Source organism: Eisenbergiella porci, assembly GCF_009696275.1.
GTDB classification, from domain to species: domain Bacteria; phylum Bacillota; class Clostridia; order Lachnospirales; family Lachnospiraceae; genus Eisenbergiella; species Eisenbergiella porci.
The window spans coordinates 20,303-39,025 of record NZ_VUMI01000029.1 but is presented as its reverse complement, the minus strand read 5'-3'; the positions used below and the strand labels follow the sequence as shown (position 1 = coordinate 39,025).

General features: G+C 52.1%; 24 protein-coding genes. 23 read left to right on the top strand and 1 reads right to left on the bottom strand.

Annotated elements, in window-relative coordinates:
- Window positions 1-68: 68 nt before the first annotated feature.
- The 18 genes from FYJ45_RS17130 to FYJ45_RS17050 all read left to right on the top strand — a co-directional run bounded on the left by FYJ45_RS17130 (window position 69) and on the right by FYJ45_RS17050 (window position 14,589).
- On the top strand, window positions 69-524 hold the full coding sequence (locus FYJ45_RS17130; RefSeq protein ID WP_321170253.1) for an XF1762 family protein: 456 nt from the start codon (window positions 69-71) through the stop codon (window positions 522-524).
- A 6-nt stretch (window positions 525-530) separates the two neighbouring features.
- On the top strand, window positions 531-1,403 hold the full coding sequence (locus FYJ45_RS17125; protein WP_154466048.1) for a secretion protein F: 873 nt from the start codon (window positions 531-533) through the stop codon (window positions 1,401-1,403).
- Window positions 1,404-1,420: 17 nt separating this feature from the next.
- Window positions 1,421-1,816, top strand: coding sequence for a DUF4320 family protein (locus tag FYJ45_RS17120; RefSeq protein ID WP_235930860.1), 396 nt, complete (start codon window positions 1,421-1,423; stop codon window positions 1,814-1,816).
- A complete protein-coding gene (locus FYJ45_RS17115; RefSeq protein WP_154466044.1) occupies window positions 1,813-2,358 on the top strand; it encodes a hypothetical protein in 546 nt (181 codons plus the stop codon). Before FYJ45_RS17120 ends, FYJ45_RS17115 begins: the two co-directional genes overlap by 4 nt.
- A gap of 153 nt (window positions 2,359-2,511) precedes the next feature.
- Window positions 2,512-3,063 (top strand): DUF6550 family protein, encoded by a 552-nt coding sequence (locus FYJ45_RS17110; protein ID WP_154466042.1) that lies wholly within the window; start codon window positions 2,512-2,514, stop codon window positions 3,061-3,063.
- Between the two features lie 40 nt (window positions 3,064-3,103).
- Window positions 3,104-4,843, top strand: a complete 1,740-nt coding sequence (locus tag FYJ45_RS17105) for a hypothetical protein (RefSeq protein ID WP_195841863.1) — start codon at window positions 3,104-3,106, stop codon at window positions 4,841-4,843.
- A 17-nt stretch (window positions 4,844-4,860) separates the two neighbouring features.
- Window positions 4,861-5,271, top strand: coding sequence for a DUF3846 domain-containing protein (locus tag FYJ45_RS17100; RefSeq protein WP_235930859.1), 411 nt, complete (start codon window positions 4,861-4,863; stop codon window positions 5,269-5,271).
- Complete coding sequence (locus tag FYJ45_RS17095) at window positions 5,268-5,648, top strand: hypothetical protein (RefSeq protein ID WP_154466038.1); 381 nt, start codon at window positions 5,268-5,270, stop codon at window positions 5,646-5,648. The genes FYJ45_RS17100 and FYJ45_RS17095 overlap by 4 nt, the downstream gene beginning before the upstream one ends.
- Window positions 5,618-6,376: a hypothetical protein gene (locus tag FYJ45_RS17090; protein WP_321170247.1), complete on the top strand. Its 759-nt coding sequence runs from the start codon at window positions 5,618-5,620 to the stop codon at window positions 6,374-6,376. The genes FYJ45_RS17095 and FYJ45_RS17090 overlap by 31 nt, the downstream gene beginning before the upstream one ends.
- Before the next feature lie 2 nt (window positions 6,377-6,378).
- Window positions 6,379-7,323 (top strand): phosphoadenosine phosphosulfate reductase family protein, encoded by a 945-nt coding sequence (locus FYJ45_RS17085; RefSeq protein WP_154466036.1) that lies wholly within the window; start codon window positions 6,379-6,381, stop codon window positions 7,321-7,323.
- Window positions 7,324-7,338: 15 nt separating this feature from the next.
- A complete protein-coding gene (locus FYJ45_RS17080) occupies window positions 7,339-8,199 on the top strand; it encodes a hypothetical protein (RefSeq protein ID WP_330588724.1) in 861 nt (286 codons plus the stop codon).
- A gap of 533 nt (window positions 8,200-8,732) precedes the next feature.
- Window positions 8,733-10,412 carry a group II intron reverse transcriptase/maturase gene (gene ltrA / locus FYJ45_RS17075; protein WP_154466034.1) on the top strand — a complete coding sequence of 560 codons (1,680 nt, stop codon included), beginning with the start codon at window positions 8,733-8,735 and terminating at the stop codon, window positions 10,410-10,412.
- Between the two features lie 4 nt (window positions 10,413-10,416).
- Window positions 10,417-11,484, top strand: coding sequence for a hypothetical protein (locus FYJ45_RS17070; protein ID WP_330588723.1), 1,068 nt, complete (start codon window positions 10,417-10,419; stop codon window positions 11,482-11,484).
- 65 nt (window positions 11,485-11,549) lie between these two features.
- On the top strand, window positions 11,550-12,029 hold the full coding sequence (locus FYJ45_RS17065; protein ID WP_154466032.1) for a hypothetical protein: 480 nt from the start codon (window positions 11,550-11,552) through the stop codon (window positions 12,027-12,029).
- Window positions 12,030-12,043: 14 nt separating this feature from the next.
- Entirely contained in the window at window positions 12,044-12,871 is an 828-nt protein-coding gene (locus FYJ45_RS17060; protein ID WP_154466030.1) for a C39 family peptidase, read from the top strand.
- 11 nt (window positions 12,872-12,882) lie between these two features.
- Window positions 12,883-13,032 (top strand): hypothetical protein, encoded by a 150-nt coding sequence (locus FYJ45_RS29675; RefSeq protein ID WP_195841862.1) that lies wholly within the window; start codon window positions 12,883-12,885, stop codon window positions 13,030-13,032.
- Complete coding sequence (locus FYJ45_RS17055) at window positions 13,010-14,044, top strand: hypothetical protein (protein WP_154466028.1); 1,035 nt, start codon at window positions 13,010-13,012, stop codon at window positions 14,042-14,044. The genes FYJ45_RS29675 and FYJ45_RS17055 overlap by 23 nt, the downstream gene beginning before the upstream one ends.
- A gap of 32 nt (window positions 14,045-14,076) precedes the next feature.
- On the top strand, window positions 14,077-14,589 hold the full coding sequence (locus tag FYJ45_RS17050) for a helix-turn-helix domain-containing protein (RefSeq protein WP_154466026.1): 513 nt from the start codon (window positions 14,077-14,079) through the stop codon (window positions 14,587-14,589).
- 94 nt (window positions 14,590-14,683) lie between these two features.
- On the opposite strand, the gene FYJ45_RS17045 is transcribed toward FYJ45_RS17050, so the two are convergent.
- Window positions 14,684-14,992, bottom strand: coding sequence for a helix-turn-helix transcriptional regulator (locus tag FYJ45_RS17045; RefSeq protein WP_154466024.1), 309 nt, complete (start codon window positions 14,990-14,992; stop codon window positions 14,684-14,686).
- 164 nt (window positions 14,993-15,156) lie between these two features.
- On the opposite strand from FYJ45_RS17045, the gene FYJ45_RS17040 reads away from it, so the two are divergent.
- From FYJ45_RS17040 to FYJ45_RS29670, 5 genes are all read left to right on the top strand, one after another.
- Window positions 15,157-15,714: an SLOG family protein gene (locus FYJ45_RS17040; RefSeq protein WP_154466022.1), complete on the top strand. Its 558-nt coding sequence runs from the start codon at window positions 15,157-15,159 to the stop codon at window positions 15,712-15,714.
- A gap of 124 nt (window positions 15,715-15,838) precedes the next feature.
- Window positions 15,839-16,552: a response regulator transcription factor gene (locus tag FYJ45_RS17035; protein WP_154466020.1), complete on the top strand. Its 714-nt coding sequence runs from the start codon at window positions 15,839-15,841 to the stop codon at window positions 16,550-16,552.
- Window positions 16,545-17,849, top strand: coding sequence for a HAMP domain-containing sensor histidine kinase (locus FYJ45_RS17030; RefSeq protein ID WP_154466018.1), 1,305 nt, complete (start codon window positions 16,545-16,547; stop codon window positions 17,847-17,849). The genes FYJ45_RS17035 and FYJ45_RS17030 overlap by 8 nt, the downstream gene beginning before the upstream one ends.
- Window positions 17,850-17,914: 65 nt before the next feature.
- A complete protein-coding gene (locus FYJ45_RS17025; RefSeq protein WP_235930858.1) occupies window positions 17,915-18,499 on the top strand; it encodes a hypothetical protein in 585 nt (194 codons plus the stop codon).
- Window positions 18,500-18,551: 52 nt separating this feature from the next.
- Window positions 18,552-18,713 (top strand): hypothetical protein, encoded by a 162-nt coding sequence (locus tag FYJ45_RS29670; protein ID WP_195841861.1) that lies wholly within the window; start codon window positions 18,552-18,554, stop codon window positions 18,711-18,713.
- The last annotated feature ends 10 nt before the right edge of the window (window positions 18,714-18,723 follow it).

The following is an 18,723-nucleotide window of genomic DNA, read 5'->3' as shown; positions in this document are numbered from 1 at the left end:
GGATATTTCCAATTCAAAGCAGATGAAACCATTTTGCTCACCTTCCCGGTGGGTGTTTTTCGTTGGAGGTGAGAATCGCGGAGATCATTCCAATCAGCTTGCGGGAGGCAAACCGCTTTATTGAAAAGCACCACCGCCACAGCGGGCGGGTGCAGGGCTGTAAATTCTGTGTGGCGCTCTCCGATGGGCTGGGGGTGATTCATGGCGTTGCTGTCGCGGGGCGGCCAATCTCCCGGTATCTGGATGATGGACGGACCGCCGAGGTGACACGGCTATGCACGGACGGCACTTTCAATGGGTGCAGCTTCCTCTATGGCTGCTGCGCCCGAATCGCCAGAGAGATGGGGTTTCGGAAGATCATCACTTACACGCTGGCGGAGGAAAATGGAGCCAGCCTGCGGGCCTCCGGTTGGTCCTGCGCGCCGGGATTCCGGGGCGGCGGAAGCTGGAATGTGCCGGGCCGTCCCCGGGCGGAGAGCCGGAACACCGGCCCCAAACGAATGTATTACAAGGAATTGAGGTGAAACAGGTTGTATTTGATCTTACTATGCTTCGGAACGCTCTTTGGCCTGGGAGCGTTCTTTTTACTGGCCGGACTTCTCCGGCTGCCCACTTCCGCCAGCACAAAGGCCGTACTGACCGTCACGAACCGGGGAAAGGCGAAAAAGAACAACATGAACGCTATCCTGTTCGACATGGCGGCAAAGGCGGCGCCTCTAGTTCGGCTGGACGCCTATAAACGGCGCAAGCTGGAAGCCCAGCTTAAATCCGCCGAAATTCAAATGTCCCCGGAAACCTATGTGGCGGCGGCCTGGGTCAAGGGCGGGCTGATCGGGCTGCTGGTGATCCCTGTCCTGCTGATTTTTCCTATCCTGGCGCCGGTGGTACTCTTTCTGGCGGTGGCTGTTTTTTTCAAAGAACAGAAACGGGCGGATGAGATTGTCCAGCAGCGGCGGGAAGAAATTGAAACGGAACTGCCCCGTTTTGTCAATACCGTGGAGCAGGAGCTTCGTTCCTCCCGTGATGTGCTGAATATCCTGAAAGCCTATCAGCACAACGCCGGTCACGCCATGAAGCGGGAGCTGGAGATCACGATTGCGGATATGGCCTCCGGCAACGAGGAAAACGCCCTGACACGCTGGGAGAGCCGAATCGGAAGCACCATGCTCTCCGATGTGGTGCGCGGGCTGATCTCCGTCAAGCGCGGCGATAACGGCATTATGTACTTTCAAATGCTCTCCATGACCTTCAAACAGCTTGAACTCCAAAAGCTGAAGCTGGAGGCCATGAAGCAGCCGGGAAAAATGAGGAAGTATTCCTTCATGCTTCTGGGCTGTTTCCTGCTGATGTATCTGGGTGTTCTGGGCTATGTGGTTCTGGAAGCCTTTGGGGATTTGTTCTGATGAAGGGAGGTGGCTGTTTGAGGCGGCTGCTGAAACAAAAACGCGGGGAGGGCTTTGTGGATGTATGCGTCCTTGTCCTGTCCGTTGCGCTCGTTCTGGCGCTGGTGGTCCGCATCGCCCCGGTGTTTGTGGCGAAACAAAACCTGGATGTGTTTGCGGATGAGCTGGTGCGGACAGCGGAGATCAATGGGCGGGTCGGTTCCGCCACCAGCTCAAAAGCGGCGGCTCTCCGGGAGGAAACCGGACTTGACCCGGATATTTCATGGAGCGACACCGGGAAAATCCAGCTCGGCGACGAGGTGACGGTGACGCTCACCACCACCGTCAATCTCGGTCTGTTCGGAGAATTTGCGTCCTTTCCTGTCACACTCACCGCAAGGGCCACAGGAGTCTCGGAGGTGTACTGGAAATGAACAGGCTGAAAACAGTTTTGAAAGACAGGTCCGGGCAGGGCACGCCCATGATTCTGGCGGTGGTGGTCTGCTGCCTGATCTTAGCCTGCGTGGTGTTTGAATATATGCGGCTGATGATCGTGGCGCAGGGCGTCCGGGATTCCGTCCAGTCCGCTATTGTAGCGGTGGCAACGGAAAATTGGGATGAAGCCTACCCCGGCCTGCGGGAAGGGTATTCGGGAGGCTACCAGCTCTCCGGTTCGTCCTGGACAAAGAATGTCACTACCGGGAATGTATATGACCGGCTGCAACAGGTGTTGGGCCTGGTGTACGAGGATGGGCGGTATCTGAAATACGCGGGGCCAGATTTGGAATACCGCTTTTATGATCTGCACATGGAACTGGAAAATGCCCCGCTTGCCCCCTCCGTGCCGGAGGGGATTACGCAGCTCAATGTGACAGGAACGGTCACGGTGGAGGTGCCCTTTTCCTTTGGGTTCGGCCATCTACCGCCCATGCAGATCACCATGAAGCTGAACGCCAAGTATGTTCCCCGGTTTTAGATTTTGTCTATTTCTGCCTGACGGTTTTCCATAGCGCAAAAAAATGTTTGTGTGTTCTTCCACCTGGACGCCATTGTTGTGCAAATGGTATAATGAGGACGGAGGAACACATTGATCTTTTGATATAATTTCACCTTAAAAGGAGGATTCCAGATGAACGCAAAAAATAAAAAGCTGCTTGCCATCGTCGGTGTGGCGGCGGTGCTGCTGATCGTGATCGGCGTTTCTGTGTCTATGCTCGGCAAAGGCGATCAGCCAACCGGGACGGACCCGGCCGCTGCCCCCACGGATGTTACAACGGAGGATGTGAGCCAGCCCCCGGAGGAAGAAACTACGACGCCCACAGTGGAGGTCCCCGATGTTTCCGCACCGGAAAACACCCCCGCACAGGAACAGGATGATCCCGTCCTGGATGTAGAGCAGGAGGATCAGGTGGATGTTGATTTGACTGACAGCGAAAAAAAGCCGGAAACCACTCCGCCGCCCGCCCCGTCCCCGGAGGAGCAGCAGGCGGCCAGCGAGAACAATGAGCCGATTGTTTCCGATCCCGCCGCCAATCAGCCCCAAAACGGAGATACACAGAACGGCTCTATCTACATTGAGGGCTTCGGCTGGATTCCCGATGAAGGAGGCAGTTCCGTTGGGATTCCGGTTGGGAATGATGGAGATGAATTGACCGGAAATCAGGTTGGCACTATGGGCTAATATCACATTAAGAGTACGGCAGAAATGCCGTACTCTTTTTATGTCCTTTTTCAAAAATCAGCAGACTGGAGGTGCGCTTTTGAAACGGATTTTTGCCTTCTTTTTGAGCATTTTGCTTATCCTGGGCATTTGCCCTATGAGTGCCCTGGCCGATACCGGAGGCAGCGGAAATGTGGACGGCGGTGGCGGCAGTATGGGACAGGGAACCTCGCAGAACTCATGGAATCCGGGCATGGATGGAGTAAGAGTTACCGTGATTTACTCCGAAACGCAGAAACCGGCATCCGCTTCTATTGACTTAACAAGCAAGACCCCCGCAATTAAAATCCATTTTGGCAAGGTATCAAAAATCCAATATAGGGATGGAAGCTCTATCTCTCCGACAACAAGCAGCTATGTTTATTACAATCCTGCGATTACAATGCCGAGGATCATCAGCACCGGCAGCAGCAAGGCGAGTATTGAAGCAATCAAGAAATATTTTTGTGATGAAATCATTGTCCGTTATATCGCAGAACTTACGGGTATTTCTTATGATGATTTGATAACAGGAAAGTATAAATTGCTTTTGGAGCCAATCGCCTACTTCAAGCACAATGGAGTTATGTACGCCATGACTGCCCATGAAGCGGCCCTCTACGACAACCAGACGGGCGGTGCCCTGCGCAGGACCATGACGAGCCTGACCCATAAAAATCTCCCGCTGGCGATGTACCTTGAATATTCGGATTTAGGCTTTGCGGCCTATTCCGGCCCCACGAACAAGACCTGTTCCAATGACACCATCATCGCCTACCTGGGTATGGGTATTGTCCGATTTGAGGAACAGCCCCCGGAGCAGCCGGAACCTACCGACTATGACTACGAATACCGGGTAGACACCGATGTGATAACGCCGGTGACGCTCTATGCCGGTTCTGAGATCAACCCGGATGGCCCCGCCACCGTGACCTTTACCATCAAGGGCAGCACCTACCGCATGAGCAATATCGTCATCCCGGAGGGGGACAGTCAGCTTGCGTGGGTGAAGTGGCATACCCCGTCCGAACCGCAGAATATTACTATTACGGTACGCACAAACCGGGGGACTCTGAGCCAGACCACCATCAAGGCAAAAGTGGTTGATCTTTCCGGCAACGACCCGCCGGACCCGAAGGCCACCGACACCGCTGGAAGCTGGCGGCCCAGCAGCGTCCCCAGCCGGGAGGAAAAGTCCTACGCCGCATGGAGCGTGTGGTGGGCACAGTGGCACCCGTATTGGGTGTGGCACAGTACCGGCGATGATGATGGATATTGGGTGGATGAGGGCTGGTATGATTTCTTCCGGGACAACTATTCCGCCTCCATGACCGCCACCACAAGGATTGAACCGGATGAGAAGGTGCCCACGGCGGCCGGAAATACCATGAAATCCGGCTACGGCGTGAGCAACACCGTCACCGCCACGGTCAGTACATCGGCGCCCATGTCCCACTACACCTATGGCCAGACGGCGGTTTCCTATTTTCCCGAATTTAACTATACGACCTACTGGCGCCTGCTGGACCGGCTCTCCAGCGGAAAAACAGCCCGGTTCCAGTTTGCCGAAAATATTTACAGCACCTACAAGCAGCGGGTCCATTTTTCGCCGGTGTGGTTCCCCGATGGGAGCTATACGGTCAATACCCATGTAATGGATATTTGGACCCCGGCAGGGATGCTCTGCGCCAATCTCACCGATTCCGTGACGATCAGCGGTTCCCTTTACGATGACTGGCATATCGCGCCGGGGAACCCATGATGAGAAAGGAAAATACAATGAACAGCAATAAAGAAATCAGGGTAATGATATTTGAGCCGGGAAAGGAACCCTATACCGCTGTGCTGGAGGATTCCCTGGAACACCGGCAGGCCCTTGTCGGCGGCGAGATCGAATGTATCTCCCTGCCCCATGAAACCGTCCTGTGCTGTAATGCCGCTGGCAAATGGATGGGCCTGCCCGTAAATCGACAGTTAAGGAATGATACGATTCACGGGACTTTCTTTCTCTATGGCGACACCCCGGAAGGGCAAGGCGTATCGCTGACCGAGGAACAAATCGCCCGTTTCCGGGACTACTTCACAAAGCCACGACCTTCTGTTGTGGCCTTTGAGGTGCGGTCAGCAAAAGATACAGAGGAATTTCTGCGGCTAATGTTCGGGGGCCGGAAAGGTGGTGGTTCAAAATGAGCAAGATGTTTTCTGTTGTGACCCTCTCCTCTGATTATGGAATGTGGGTGGAATACTTTGCCGCCGGATGCCCTGACTGTGCGGATGATCTTTTGGATGATACTGTTATCCGGGATGACCTTGCAAGCCAGCCCAAAGACAGCACAATTTGTGTAGAGGTAGAAACCTATCTCTATGGCGAAGGGGAAACGATACGGGCCAGTGAGGAAGATTTGGCTGATCTCAGCCGCCGTTTTGATGAGTTGCGCGAGTCCAGCCAGATTGACCGAATTGGCGCTCACAGCTTTTCCTTTCCTCTGGATTCTCTTTCTCTCGATTTTGCCGAAGATCGGGAGCCGGAAGCGGCATGGGAGGACGAGGACGATTTGGAACTGTAAACTGCGGCAAGGAAAGCGAGGTTGATAGGTTGCTGCTGCCGATCATTATGATTTTGGTATGCGTACTGCTGGGAGGTGGTACGCTTCTTTTTTTGAAATTCTCAGAAAGGCGCAAGAAAGCCAAGAGCAGGGATAAGGAAGAATTGGCGCAGATGACCGCCAATGAGTTCGTCAATGTAAAGGACATTCGCGGGAGCTTCCTCTACACCCGTGACGGCATGGCGCTGGCGTATCTGAAAATATTTCCCATCAGTACGGAGCTGTTCAGCAAGAATGAAAAACGCCTGATTGCCAAACAGCTCACGGCCAGCCTGTCCAGTGGCCAATATCCGTTTCAGCTTTTGGCGGTTTCCCGCCCGGTGGACATTTCTCCCCTGATGGCGGAGCTGTCCTCCACCCTCACTTCTTCATCGGATATAAAGCAGAAGGAATTGCTGAAGCATGAGATCGTGGAGATGGGCGGTTTTGCCCTCTCCGGCGAGGTGGTGGAACGGCAGTTTTACATCAAAATCTGGGACAAGGCGGTTGATAGAGTGGAGCGTGATCTGCTCCAAAAATTGAAATATCTGTCCGGCTATTTTGCCGACTGCGGCATCCAGACCGAGATTTTGGAGCAGCAGGACATTGTACGGCTGTGCAATCTGGTGAATAACCCGGCCTATGTCCATTTGGAGGACGCCGGATTTGAAGCGGCGATCCCGATTTTAGAAAGTGTAGGTGTTGTGTAAGAATGAAGCACACCCGGCAGGATTTGAACATCATGCAGGGTTGGAGCCTCGAAGAAAAGATCAAAGTATCGCAGATGAAAATATTGGAATGGTACAGGGAATACAACGGGCAGGTCTTTACCAGCTTTTCGGGTGGTAAGGATTCCACGGTACTCCTTGATTTGGCACGGCAGGTCTGCCCGGATATTCCCGCTGTGTATGTGGACACAGGGCTGGAATACCCCGAACTGCGCGATTTTGTAAAAACGAAAGACAATGTGATTTGGCTTCGCCCACGCTATCCGTTTACGCAGATCATTGAGAAATACGGCTATCCGGTCATTTCCAAGGAAGTGTCCGATGCCGTCAGCGGCGCACGGAAAGGCCAGCCTTACCGTCTGGCCCGCCTGAACGGTGAATTGCTGGATAAGGACGGAAAGAAGTCGATCTACAACTGTGAGAAGTACAAGTATCTTCTGGACGCCCCCTTTGCGGTTTCAGCCCGGTGCTGTTACCACATGAAAAAGGCCCCGCTGAACAAGTTTGAACGGCAGTCCGGGCGGCATCCCATTACGGGAGTGCTGGCCTGTGAGAGCAAGCTGCGGGAGCAGTCTTACCTTAGATTTGGCTGCAACGGCTATGAACGCAGGCGTCCCCTCAGTCAACCCCTTGCGTTCTGGCGGGAGGAAGATATTTTGCGCTACTTGAAAATGACCGGCATCCCCTATGCGCCCATCTATGGGGATATTGTGGAGGTCAAAAAGAGGAACGGCGCCCCGACTCTGAAAACCACCGGCGTTTCCAGATCGGGGTGTATGTATTGTATGTACGGCGTTCATCTGGAGCATGAGCCGAATCGGTTTCAGCTCATGGAGAAAACCCATCCCCAGCAGTACCACTACTGCATCCATGAGCTGGGGCTGGGTGCTGTCTTAGATTATATCGGTGTGCCGTACTCGTGCCGCTGATTTGGAGGTGTATCATTGTTAGGAACCAAGAAGAAGGAAGAAACGCTCCCTGTCAATGAAGCGTTGCTGAATGTCATTACCCCGATGGGGTTGGAGATCAAGCGGAACAGCCTGGTCATCGGTGAAAATATGGGAAAGGTCTATGGGGTGGTCCGCTATCCGCAAAAAGTGGAGATGGGCTGGCTCTCCAAAATCACGAACATCCCCAGCACCATTGTATCGGTGGGGATCACCCCGATTGATAACAGCACCCTGATCTCCGCCCTCTCCAAGAGCATTGTCCAGCAGCGGGGCGCCGCCGACAGTGCAAAAGACCCGCTGACCCGCCAGCGGGCGGAAAAAGCCGCCGAGGACGGGGAGCATATCATGCAGAAGATCGACCAGGAGGGTGAAACCGTCGCCATGATGTCGCTCACGGTGATGCCGGTGGCGCAGGACGAGGCGGCCTTCTCCAAAATCTGCCGCCGTGTGGAGAGTGCGTTCAGCGTTCAGAAATGCAAGGTCCGCACCCTTGCCAATCTGCAAAAGGAGGGGTTTCAGAGCATTTCGCCCACTTATCCCGCCAACGGGACGGTGGACAGCATCGTTTCCCGCATCATCCCCATGAGTACCTTTGTGGGCGGTTTCCCCTTCGCAAGCTCCGGTTACAGCGACGGCCGGGGCTATTATTTTGCCAAGGACAGCAGCGGCGGGCTGGTGATCCTGGACCCCTGGACACGCGGGAACGACCGCACCAACAGCAGCTTCGTTGTCATGGGCGTGGCCGGTATCGGCAAAAGCACCGTGGTCAAGCACATCATGCTCTCGGAGTATATGAAGGGAACCAGAATCCTGTGTATAGACCCGGAATCCGAAGTGCGACACGAGGTCGCGTAACAAATTGCCTAAGAAGCTACCCTATCCATTTGGGGTAATCCTACCACAGCCTGCGTCGCTGGTAACGGCGGGGTGGGAAGCCTGTGGGACAACGTGGGAAAGCTGAGAGCCTAACTCAGCCGTACTGCCAGGATAAGTGCGTCATGGGGAATGTAAGTGAATCATCGCAAGAGTCGTTACAGGGAATAGGCGAAATCAGGCTGATACGCCTACACCAAAAGGTGCGGAGGTGGCTGTGAGGGCTTTCAGAACATCACAGCAAATGGACGCAAATCCTCCCGGCTCAAAGATGGCTCCTAAAACGCACACAATTATTTGTTATGCGGAACGTGGTAAGCCCTATGCGTTCCTTTGCAGAAATGCGGAGGTATCGACCTTGTAAGGGGAAGAAATGGCGCAGAGGGTAGAGGAACGGGATAAAAAGCGAACGCCCGCCCTGTAATGGGGCGGGATAGGGGTTCAGACTTTGCCCCGGCCCGAAAGGGTGCTGACTTGTCCCACGGTATTTCATAGCAAGAAAAGGAGGTAAACCTATGAACGGTAATTGTTCAACGACGGGGTGTAAAAGCCCTGAGAGATTGCCGGACGCGGCGGCGCTGGAACAGCAGTGGAAATCCATTGACTGGAAGAAAGCGGAAGCCGAGGTCAATAGGCTGCAAGCCAGGATTGCTAAGGCGACCCAAGAGAAGAAATGGAACACAGTGAAGCGATTACAGTATCTTTTGACCCATTCGTACTATGCAAAAGTGTTGGCAGTCCGAAAAGTTACTACTAACAAAGGGAAAAAGACGCCGGGCGTAGACGGTGAGCTGTGGTCTACCCCAGCCGCTAAAATGCGCGGTGTGTTGACCCTGACAGACAAGGGCTATAAGGCCAAACCGCTGCGCCGGGTATTCATTGAGAAAAAGGGCAAAAAAGCGAAACGCCCACTGGGCATCCCCTGTATGTATGACAGGGCCATGCAGGCGCTCTACGCCCTGGCCCTCGACCCGGTATCGGAGACAACGGCGGACACGAAGTCCTTTGGTTTCCGCAAGGGGCGCTGTGCGCAGGACGCCTGTGAATATATTTTCACAGCACTCAGCCGCAGTTTCTCCCCACAGTGGGTACTGGAGGGCGACATCAAAGGGTGTTTTGACCACATCAGCCATGATTGGCTCATTGAGCACATTCCCATGGACAAATCTGTATTGAAACAGTTTCTGAAAGCAGGATTTATATTTGAGCAGGAACTGTTTCCCACCGATGAGGGTGCGCCTCAGGGCGGCGTCATTTCCCCTATCCTCGCAAACATGGCGCTGGATGGGATGCAAAAAGTCCTGAGTGACCGCTTCGATTTGAGCGCCAAGGGTGAGGTCAGTGCATTTGTCCATAACAAGAGCAAGGTCAATCTGGTGCGTTATGCCGACGATTTTATTGTCACAGCGGCGACAAAGGAGATTGCGGAAGAAGCCAAAGCAATCATCCGCGATTTTCTGCAAACCAGAGGGCTGGAGCTGTCTGAGGAAAAGACGGTCATCACCCACATCGACGACGGTTTTGATATGCTGGGCTGGACATTTCGTAAATTCAAAGGAAAGCTCATCGTAAAGCCGTCCAAGAAAGCGCTGAAAGCCCTGAAATCTGCCTTGTCCGAGACCATTCTTGGGCGCGGTAAGGCTTGGAAACAGGAAGTCCTGATTGAAAAGCTGAACCAGCAGATACGTGGCTGGACGAATTACCATCAATCGGTCTGTGCCAGTGACGCCTTTGCCCACATTGACTACATTCTCTACGAATTGCTGTGGCGATGGGCGAAGCGCCGCCATCCTCATAAAGGGCAGTGGTGGGTTTCCACCAACTACTGGCACCGCAGGAGCAACCGGAACTGGGTATTCTGTACCGAGGGCAAAGAACTTTTGCGGGTAGACCACATCCCTATTGTCCGCCACACCAAAGTACGAATGGATGCAAATCCCTATTTTGACACCCAATATTTCATTGACCGCAAATTCCAGCATGGTATGAAACGGCTATCCGGACGCTTTAAGCAAATCTGGAAAAACCAGAAGGGGTGTTGTTATCACTGTGGCCTTCCCATGGACATCAGCGACGAGAGGGAGATTTTCTTCAAAGTCCCGAAGACCATGGGCGGCAAGGACGAGGTGCGCAATATGGCCTACGTCCATAAACATTGCCAGCAAATTTTCTTGGAACGCCGCGCGAAAGCGTGATGAAATGCTTGAGCCGTATGAGTGGAAACGCTCACGTACGGTTCTTAGACGAGAAAGCGGGAGTAATCCCGCCGACTTAGTCGACTACAAGGATATGTGCCGGAACCTGAATGGAAGCTGGCTCAATGCGGGAGGCGGCAAGAACGGCCGCTCCAACCTTTTGCAGATCAGACCGGCGCCCCGTGACGATGAGGACGAAACTGACAAGCTCTATACGGATGAAGGAAATGGAATGTCCGATATGGCGCTCCATATCAAAACGCTGGAGATCATCTTCTCCCTGTATCTGCCGAGCCTGACCGATATGCAGAAAGCCGTCCTGAAGCAGACAGTCATTGAACTATATAATCAGTTCGGCATCTTCTGGGACACGGACATTCGCCAGCTCAAAGCGACGGATTTCCCCATCATGGAAGATCTCCACAGCATGATTGAAACAAAAGCCGAGGCCAACCCGGACAATCCGGTGTTCCGTGACCTCGCCATGCTGCTGTATGACGCCGCCAAAGGCAGCGACAGCTTCCTTTGGAACGGGCACAGCACGCTGGAGGCCGATTCCCATTTTGTTTGCCTGGATACCCACAGCCTGCAAAACGCAGCGGACAACATCAAGCGGACGCAGTATTTCAATCTGCTGACCTGGTGCTGGGAGCAGATGAGCAACAATCGTGGGGAGCGTGTGCTTCTGGTGTGCGACGAGGCGTACCTGATGATCGACCCGCAGGTGCCGCAATCACTGGCCTTCCTGCGGAATGTGGAGAAGCGGTCCAGAAAATATGAGTCCGCCCTGGCGATCATCTCCCACTCGGTGGTGGATTTCCTGGCGCCGGAGATCAAGATGTACGGGCAAGCCCTTTTGGATATTCCCTGTTACAAAATCCTGATGGGCTGCGACGGCAAAAACCTTCAGGAAACCACAGACCTCTACAACCTGACGGACGCCGAGCAGGAGTTATTGGAGAGCAAGCGACGGGGACACGCCCTGTTCCTGGTCGGCTCCAAGCGGCTTCATGTCAATTTTGAAATTCCGGCTTACAAGTTTGCCTACATGGGCAAGGCGGGCGGCCGGTAACACACCACGGCGGCTGGGATGCTCCCCGGCCGCCTTACTTATTCACGAACAGGAGGCGTTTTCTGATGAACCACGCGGAACGGTATGAATCTTTGATAACCAAGCTGTCCTCGATGCGCTGGCGGGGCGGAGAGCTGGACTGCTCTTATCAGGCGGCCCTCTACCTGATGGCATCCCATCCGGTTCTTGCCGAAAAGGTAGAGCGGTATTTTTCCCCGGACGGGATTGACTTTGGCGGCCTGATGAAGAAAGAAGAATTTGACTATGACTGGATGAAACTGACGGCGGACGCAGCCCGCAACCTCTTTTCCTGGAACAGCAAGTGTGCCGCCACGCCCTTTGAGATTTCCCGGATGCCCGCCCCGGCCATCCAAGCCATTTATACTTCCTTCTTTATTGCAAACGGGGATTATACGGTTTCCGTGCGTGAGAATGAGGACGGGAAAAAGGTGTTTGTGATGGATGACAGCGCCGGGCGGGAACGGGAAAAAATCCGCCAGCAGTTTGACCGGATGCTGGCGGACATAGGCGCGGAAATGGGCTGATTGGAGGTGTTGTTTTGGCGATTGATCCGTTGACGGCAAAGCTGCTGGCACAAGCGGCGGCGCGGGCGGCGACCGATGAGGAAAGCCGCAGAAGGACGCTCATTCTCATTCTGGCCCCCATTCTGGGCCTGCTGCTCTTGATTGCCTTTATCCTGTATCTGATTACCAGCCCTTTCTCCATGCTGTCTCAATGGCTGGTGGGCGATGAGGTGAGTGTGGTGGAGAATTTTCAGAAAGAGTATGGCTACAACCAGCAGCTCGGCATTTATGAGAAGGACTATATCGAGGGCAGCGGCCAGAGCTACGAGGGCGTGGTCTTTACCGATGGGGGCCGGGAGGTCATCTATTACAACCAACTGGATGAGCGGTGGGCAGATACCATGTACGGCACATCCGGCACGATTGGCGAGGCCGGGTGCGGTCCCACGGCGATGGCGATTGTCACATCGACCCTGACCGGGATGGCTCACGACCCGGTGGAACTCAGCGAATGGTCTGTGGCGAATGGGCACCGCTGCGAAGGGAATGGCTCTTATCACAGCCTGATCCCAGCCGCCGCCGAAGCCTACGGCCTATCCTGGGAGAGTGTTCCACGGGATGACCCGCAGGCGATGGTGGACGCCCTGACAGATGGGAAACTGGTTGTGGCGATCATGGCAAAGGGACACTTTACCAGCTCCGGGCATTTCATTGTCCTGCGCGGCGTGACTGCGGAGGGAAAAATCCTGGTAGCCGACCCTGCCAGCCACAAGCGAAGCGAACAGGAATGGGATCTCTCCATTATTTTGGATGAGGCCAGAAAAGGTGCTGCCGCTGGCGGTCCTTTCTGGGCGATCTACTAAAGGAGCATGATATGAGCAACCGAAATAAACTGATTGAATTATTGATCTACATCGCTATTGTAGTGGTTGGCGTTGTCCTTTTGTTGACGGGGGAACCAGAAAAAGCCGAAAAAAATATGGATATGGGAGGCGCGTCGTATGCTGCTGTACTTGACGAGTAACCAGAAAAGCGGGCTGATCGACGGCACGGCCCCTGAAATGCTTATGCCGTCCAAAAAGCTGGTTGGAAAGTTCAGCCTAAAAAGTTTTGTCACCAAGGATATGCGCAACTATGCCACGGCCAAGTTCTTTCTGATTGACGCAGCCTGTATTGAGGAAAGCGGCGAGGACTTTACCCTCGCGCTGCGCTCCTTTCGGATGATGTTTTCCGCCCGTATTATCGTGATCCTGTCCGGCTGTGAGGATATGAGCGGCTGTATCCAGCGGCTTTTGTCCATCGGGATAACGAATCTGATTACGGCAGAAACGCTGGAGGATGCCGCCGACGAGCTGAAAGAGGCCCTTTCTGATGAAGGGATGCAGCGGTATGTGACTCCCTCGCAGGTATCAAGCCAGCCGGAACCCCAGCGGAAATCAGAGCCTGAACCGGAGGACAAGATCATCCCTTACCGCTGGAACGCCAAAAATGTCCGTATTGCCGTTGCCGGGGCACAGCGAAGAAGCGGCGTGACGGTGACGGCGTTCAATCTGGCGGCATGGCTGACTGCCAGAGGCGCGGAAACAGCCTACATTGAGGTCAACACCAACCGGCACCTTCAGCTTTTGCTCAATGTTTATGAGGCGGCCCCCACTGGCGAACATTATGCCATTGACGGGATCGACTGCTATCTGACCAATGAGCCGGATCGGGACTATCAGTTTATTATCTACGACTGCGGCGTGATGCAGACGCCTACCTCCGTGTTCCGGGAGGCGGATCACCGGCTGTTGTGCGGGAGTGTCCTTCCCTATGAGATTCCGGCCTTTCACAAGGCGCTGGAGGTCTGCGGAGGGCTGGAGGTGCGCCCGGTGGCCATCAGTGTGCCGGGAGAGTTCCGGGAATACTGCCGGGAGCTGTTTGGCGGCGAGCTGGAAATGGCGGAGGCATCCCATGACCTGTTTGCAAACCGGATCAATGGGAAGTTGTATAAGCGCCTGGTGGAGCCGTACATTATGGGAGAACGACGGCTGTAACAAAGAGAGTATCAGAATGGGAGGATCACAGAATGGCAAAGTTTGAATACATGGAGAGGGCGTTTTACTCTGAATTGCGGCCGAGGGCGCGGCTGGTGCTTCAGGTCCTTGTTCTGCATTGTAACAAGGAGGGCGAGTGTTTTCCGTCCATCAAGACCATAGCCGCCAAGTGCGGCTATGGTATCTCTACGGTCAAGCGGGCGCTGGATGAGCTGGTAGAAGCTGGCTACATCATTAAACAGGCCCGTTTTGACGAGCGTAAGAACGGCGGCCAGACCAGTAATCTTTATACCCTTTGCGCCGAGGCTCCGCCGCCCACGCCGGAGCAACCCACAGAGCTGAAAGCACCTGCACAAGAGGAAACGGACGGAACTGAAGATACCTGTTTTCCCGAACCTGACGCCACGCCTGGGGAGCAGTCCGCCCTTTTTCTGTTCCCGGCCTATTCTTTTACAAATGGGCTTGATAGAATAAAGACCGGACGGCATTTTTGCCGCCCGGATACCGTGTGGACTGGGGGGCAGTCCATTTTTGTCCCCCCTTGAACCGTACAGGTGAACAGATACTTACGGATGAAAAGAAAAGTAATGGGTGTTTCTCCAAAGCAAAATAAAAGCAGGGGCCTCAGCCCCCGCCCTATCAGGATTGCAGCCGGTTGATAAAGCCGATCAGCATGATTAGATCCTCGTCCTTCAGCGTTCTCATGCCGTCCAGCGCCTTTCTCACAAGCTGTGGATTGGTTTCCTCGGAATCGAAGAATTGGAGCGGCGTGATCTCGAAATATTCACAGATATTGAGAAACTGCTTCATGGATGGGAGCGCCCGGCCGGAAGAAATTGCCTGGATGTAGCTGCGGTTTTGCCCTAAAGCCAAGCTCATTTGATATTCTGACACGCCCTTTTTCAGCCGCAGCTCTGTGATCCGGCTGCGGATAAATGCCTCATCCATACTCTCACCTCACTACTCATTAGCATAGCAGAAAGGTTTTCTGGATAAGGAACATTGATTGTGTTATAATTCTCCATATACCACTGCTTACAAAACATTATTTGCGTTATTTTAGCTTTGTATGCGTGTAAAAGGAGAAAATGTATGGACAAGAGGGTGATTCTATGCGGCAAACTGCCTGCGCCGTAACAGGGCACCGGCCGAGCCGGTTCAAGTTCAAATACAGCGAGGACTATTCGCTGTGCAAAAAAATAAAGCGGGCTATGTTCGAGCAGTTCAAGAGGCTGTACGATGAACAGGGTGTGCGCCGGTATTATGTGGGCGGCGCCCTGGGCGTGGATATGTGGGCCGGTGAGCTGATCCTGCGGCTGAAAGAACAGCCGGGATATGGGGATATAGAGCTGGTTGTGGTGCTGCCCTTTGAGGGTCACGACGCCAAATGGGACGAGCGGAGCAAACGCCGGATGGACTTTCTCCTGCGGATGTGTTCTGAATGTGTAGTGGTAGGAAAGGAGGACTGCCGGGAGAGCTACATCAAGCGGAACTGCTATATGATAGATCATGCGAACTACTTAGTAGCGGTTTATGACAATGAGCGTAATTTGAGGTCTGGTACAATGCAGACCGTGAGGTATGCAGAGAGATGTGGACTCACAATTGCTTTTATAAATCCCGACACTGCAACAGTCAAAAATAGCGGAATAATGCGACCTACTCCCTGAAAACTGCTCATATTAAGAAATTGTCAGCATTTATCATCTACTGCAACCAGAAATTATGTGATACAATCTTGAAGTGTAAAGTTATAGCCTATGATAATATGACTAACATCCACGGAGGCTAACTATGAAAAGCGTTATAGATGAGAAAACACGAATTATGGTGGTAGATGATGACAAAGAAATAAGAGAAGTTATTTCCGTTCTATTATCAAATGAAAATTTTGAGGTGATTGAAGCTGCATCCGGCGAGGATGCGCTGGAACTATTGACCGCCAATGTAGATTTAATCATCCTTGATGTGATGATGCCGGGCATATCTGGGTATCGGGTGAGCAGAATGATTCGGGAATCGTCAAATGTGCCGATCCTATTTCTGACCGCAAGAACTCAAAGCTCTGACCTTGTGCTGGGGTATTCCTCCGGTGGAGACGACTATCTGGCCAAGCCGTTTTCCTATCCAGAGTTGATTGCACGGGTTAAGGGCCTGCTGCGGAGATATAAGGTCTATCAAGGCAAAAAAGTGCCAACACGAAAATCAGGATATATTGAATGGGGTGGTTTGCGCGTTGACTGCTGCCGCAATATGGCATGGAAACAAGGAAAAGAGCTGGATCTGACCTCTACGGAATACCGCATACTGCGTCTGTTGCTCGCCCATCCCGGTCAGATATTCTCAGCTCAGAACATATATGAGAGTGTTTGGGAAGAACCCTTTTTTTCCACGGACAGCAATTCCGTTATGGTTTTCATCCGCCGGTTGCGGGATAAAATTGAGGATGACCCCAGGCATCCAGTCCACCTTGTAACTGTGTGGGGAAAGGGGTATCGTATTGAATAATTTGATTAGATGGATTTCCCGACGGTTAGGTATAAAGCTGTTAGTGGTAGCGGCTATAGCACTTGCCTTTGCATGGCTGGGGAATTACTTAGTAGCCAATACAGTAGCCACATGGTTCTTCTATGATACCAGATTTGATGCCTATTGGGATAAACAAAGTGCGTCTGCTGTGGAAGATTTTCAGAAGTATGTACTAGAACGGGGCCTTTCTGTGCGAGAGGCTTTGACAGATACGAAGTGGAACAAAGAAAACTCTGATATTATTCTGTTTACAGCGCCAGCATTCCTTTATGAAGAAGATCAGTCAGCTTTAGATGAAGAAGATGAATACGAACTAATCAACTGCACAGACGGTTTTATTTATGCTACTTCATATTCTCCAGGAAATGCCTACTTCTTCTGGTGGGATACCTCTGGTGTAATAATTGGTATTTTGCTGTTCCTGGGAATTGTCATCCCGTATACAGTCTATACCATACACCGCATAAAAAGGCTCTATCAACAAGTCCTCCTGTCTGCTCAGTCGGGCAGAAATAGCCGGATTGAAGTCAGCGGCAGGGATGAAATTGCGGAGCTTGGAAAAGAGATTGAATCTATGCGTATGTCTCTATTGGCTTTGTTGGAAAATGAGGAACGAATAAGGGAAGAAAGCGAACAGTTGGTTGCTTCCCTCTCACATGATATTCGGACGCCTTTGACTAAGTTGACTGGGTATCTGGAGATATTGATACATAAAAAGGAATTGACAGAAACGCAGTATGAAATTTATCTGGAAAAGGCTTCTGAGAAAGCCCACCAAATGAAGATTTTGACGGATGAGTTATTTCATAAGTTTGTCACAGGCCGCAGAGCTGAGTGTGATTATCTTCAAGAAGTAATTGATGGCGGGCAATTTCTGGACCAACTGCTATATGAAGAATGCAGCGAACTGGAGGAAGATGGATTTCTTGTGGGACAGCTTCCCATGTTTGGTTCGGGATGTTTTTGCCGTCTGCATATTGAGGACATCCGCAGGGCATTTGATAATATTTTTTCCAACCTGCGGAAATATGCAGACCCGCAGGTTCCGATTATAATTGCAATAGCAAATAAACAGGAACAGATTTGTGTTACGATTGAAAACCATAAGAGGAAGTGTCCGGCGGATACTGCAAGCCATAAAATCGGCCTGATGACGGTCAAGACACTGGTGGAGCGGAATGGCGGATCGGTGGACATAGAGCAGAATGCCTTGCGCTTTTCCATTCGGATTTCATTCCCTCAAATTGAATCGTCTGAGTTTGGCGAGGATATATAAGCTGTTAAGAATTATTAAGAAGTTTATAGGGCTGAAAGTAAGAATTGGGTACTATACTCACCTCAATGAAATTTGATGAGGCAAGAAGGATCAGCCATACACTCAGCCAAAGAATGAAGATCACTGGTGATGAAAAATTTTCGATGAAAAAATTTATTATTGATGTAACAGAATTATATTGGATCAACGGGGATATGGATGATCCGGAAGATTTGTGTCTACACGGTCATGCGGTCGCCTACATTGGTGGAGAAAAACTGGAGTATGACTGCACGGTCAGCGCAACGGCGTTATATCTACTCAAAACATTGACCGAAGACCATATAATTCATGAGGACAATCAGATGCTTCCCTGCTGCGGTCACTTTTACATTCCCGATGCAAAACTTGAAAACATAGTAATCAGCGGTTGTGATAAAGGAATTGATTGGACTGTACGGCACAACGGCAGCAATGTTATTTTGACTTTGGAAAACGGAACAGAAGTGACCATTCCCTTAAAGAAGTACCGGCAGGAAGTATATCGGTTTGCAGATAAAATTGAAAACTACTATAAATCGTGTTCGCCCAAAAAATTATCTGAAGACAAGTTCGACCATGACGGATATATTGCGTTTTGGAATGAATGGCATCGGAGACGAAATGCCTAATTCCTATCCTGTTAAACAGGTGGAGATGCAGAAAGAAAGGTGGAACCGACAAATGGATCATGTAAAGAATGAAGAATATGTTGTATGCCCGCGCTGTGAACAAGAGGTCTACAAGGATGCAGCTATCTGCCCTTTTTGTAAGTTTGGCATTATGGCATGGCTTGAGGGCGAGATTGATGAAAATGGCGATCCGATAAAAAACAACTCCAAGTAATATGAAATTT

Excerpts from the sequence above, each read along its gene's own strand:
- FYJ45_RS17045 (WP_154466024.1), bottom strand. The coding sequence starts at position 14,992 with ATGGATGAGGCATTTATCCGCAGCCGGATCACAGAGCTGCGGCTGAAA.
- FYJ45_RS17095 (WP_154466038.1), top strand. The coding sequence starts at position 5,268 with ATGAGCAAGATGTTTTCTGTTGTGACCCTCTCCTCTGATTATGGAATG.
- FYJ45_RS17115 (WP_154466044.1), top strand. The coding sequence starts at position 1,813 with ATGAACAGGCTGAAAACAGTTTTGAAAGACAGGTCCGGGCAGGGCACG.
- FYJ45_RS17050 (WP_154466026.1), top strand. The coding sequence starts at position 14,077 with ATGGCAAAGTTTGAATACATGGAGAGGGCGTTTTACTCTGAATTGCGG.
- FYJ45_RS29675 (WP_195841862.1), top strand. The coding sequence starts at position 12,883 with ATGAGCAACCGAAATAAACTGATTGAATTATTGATCTACATCGCTATT.
- FYJ45_RS17090 (WP_321170247.1), top strand. The coding sequence starts at position 5,618 with ATGGGAGGACGAGGACGATTTGGAACTGTAAACTGCGGCAAGGAAAGC.
- FYJ45_RS17035 (WP_154466020.1), top strand. The coding sequence starts at position 15,839 with ATGAAAAGCGTTATAGATGAGAAAACACGAATTATGGTGGTAGATGAT.
- FYJ45_RS17100 (WP_235930859.1), top strand. The coding sequence starts at position 4,861 with ATGAACAGCAATAAAGAAATCAGGGTAATGATATTTGAGCCGGGAAAG.
- FYJ45_RS29670 (WP_195841861.1), top strand. The coding sequence starts at position 18,552 with ATGGATCATGTAAAGAATGAAGAATATGTTGTATGCCCGCGCTGTGAA.
- FYJ45_RS17070 (WP_330588723.1), top strand. The coding sequence starts at position 10,417 with ATGCTTGAGCCGTATGAGTGGAAACGCTCACGTACGGTTCTTAGACGA.
- FYJ45_RS17025 (WP_235930858.1), top strand. The coding sequence starts at position 17,915 with ATGAAATTTGATGAGGCAAGAAGGATCAGCCATACACTCAGCCAAAGA.
- FYJ45_RS17105 (WP_195841863.1), top strand. The coding sequence starts at position 3,104 with ATGTCCTTTTTCAAAAATCAGCAGACTGGAGGTGCGCTTTTGAAACGG.
- FYJ45_RS17040 (WP_154466022.1), top strand. The coding sequence starts at position 15,157 with ATGCGGCAAACTGCCTGCGCCGTAACAGGGCACCGGCCGAGCCGGTTC.
- FYJ45_RS17055 (WP_154466028.1), top strand. The coding sequence starts at position 13,010 with ATGCTGCTGTACTTGACGAGTAACCAGAAAAGCGGGCTGATCGACGGC.
- FYJ45_RS17110 (WP_154466042.1), top strand. The coding sequence starts at position 2,512 with ATGAACGCAAAAAATAAAAAGCTGCTTGCCATCGTCGGTGTGGCGGCG.
- ltrA (WP_154466034.1), top strand. The coding sequence starts at position 8,733 with ATGAACGGTAATTGTTCAACGACGGGGTGTAAAAGCCCTGAGAGATTG.
- FYJ45_RS17085 (WP_154466036.1), top strand. The coding sequence starts at position 6,379 with ATGAAGCACACCCGGCAGGATTTGAACATCATGCAGGGTTGGAGCCTC.
- FYJ45_RS17065 (WP_154466032.1), top strand. The coding sequence starts at position 11,550 with ATGAACCACGCGGAACGGTATGAATCTTTGATAACCAAGCTGTCCTCG.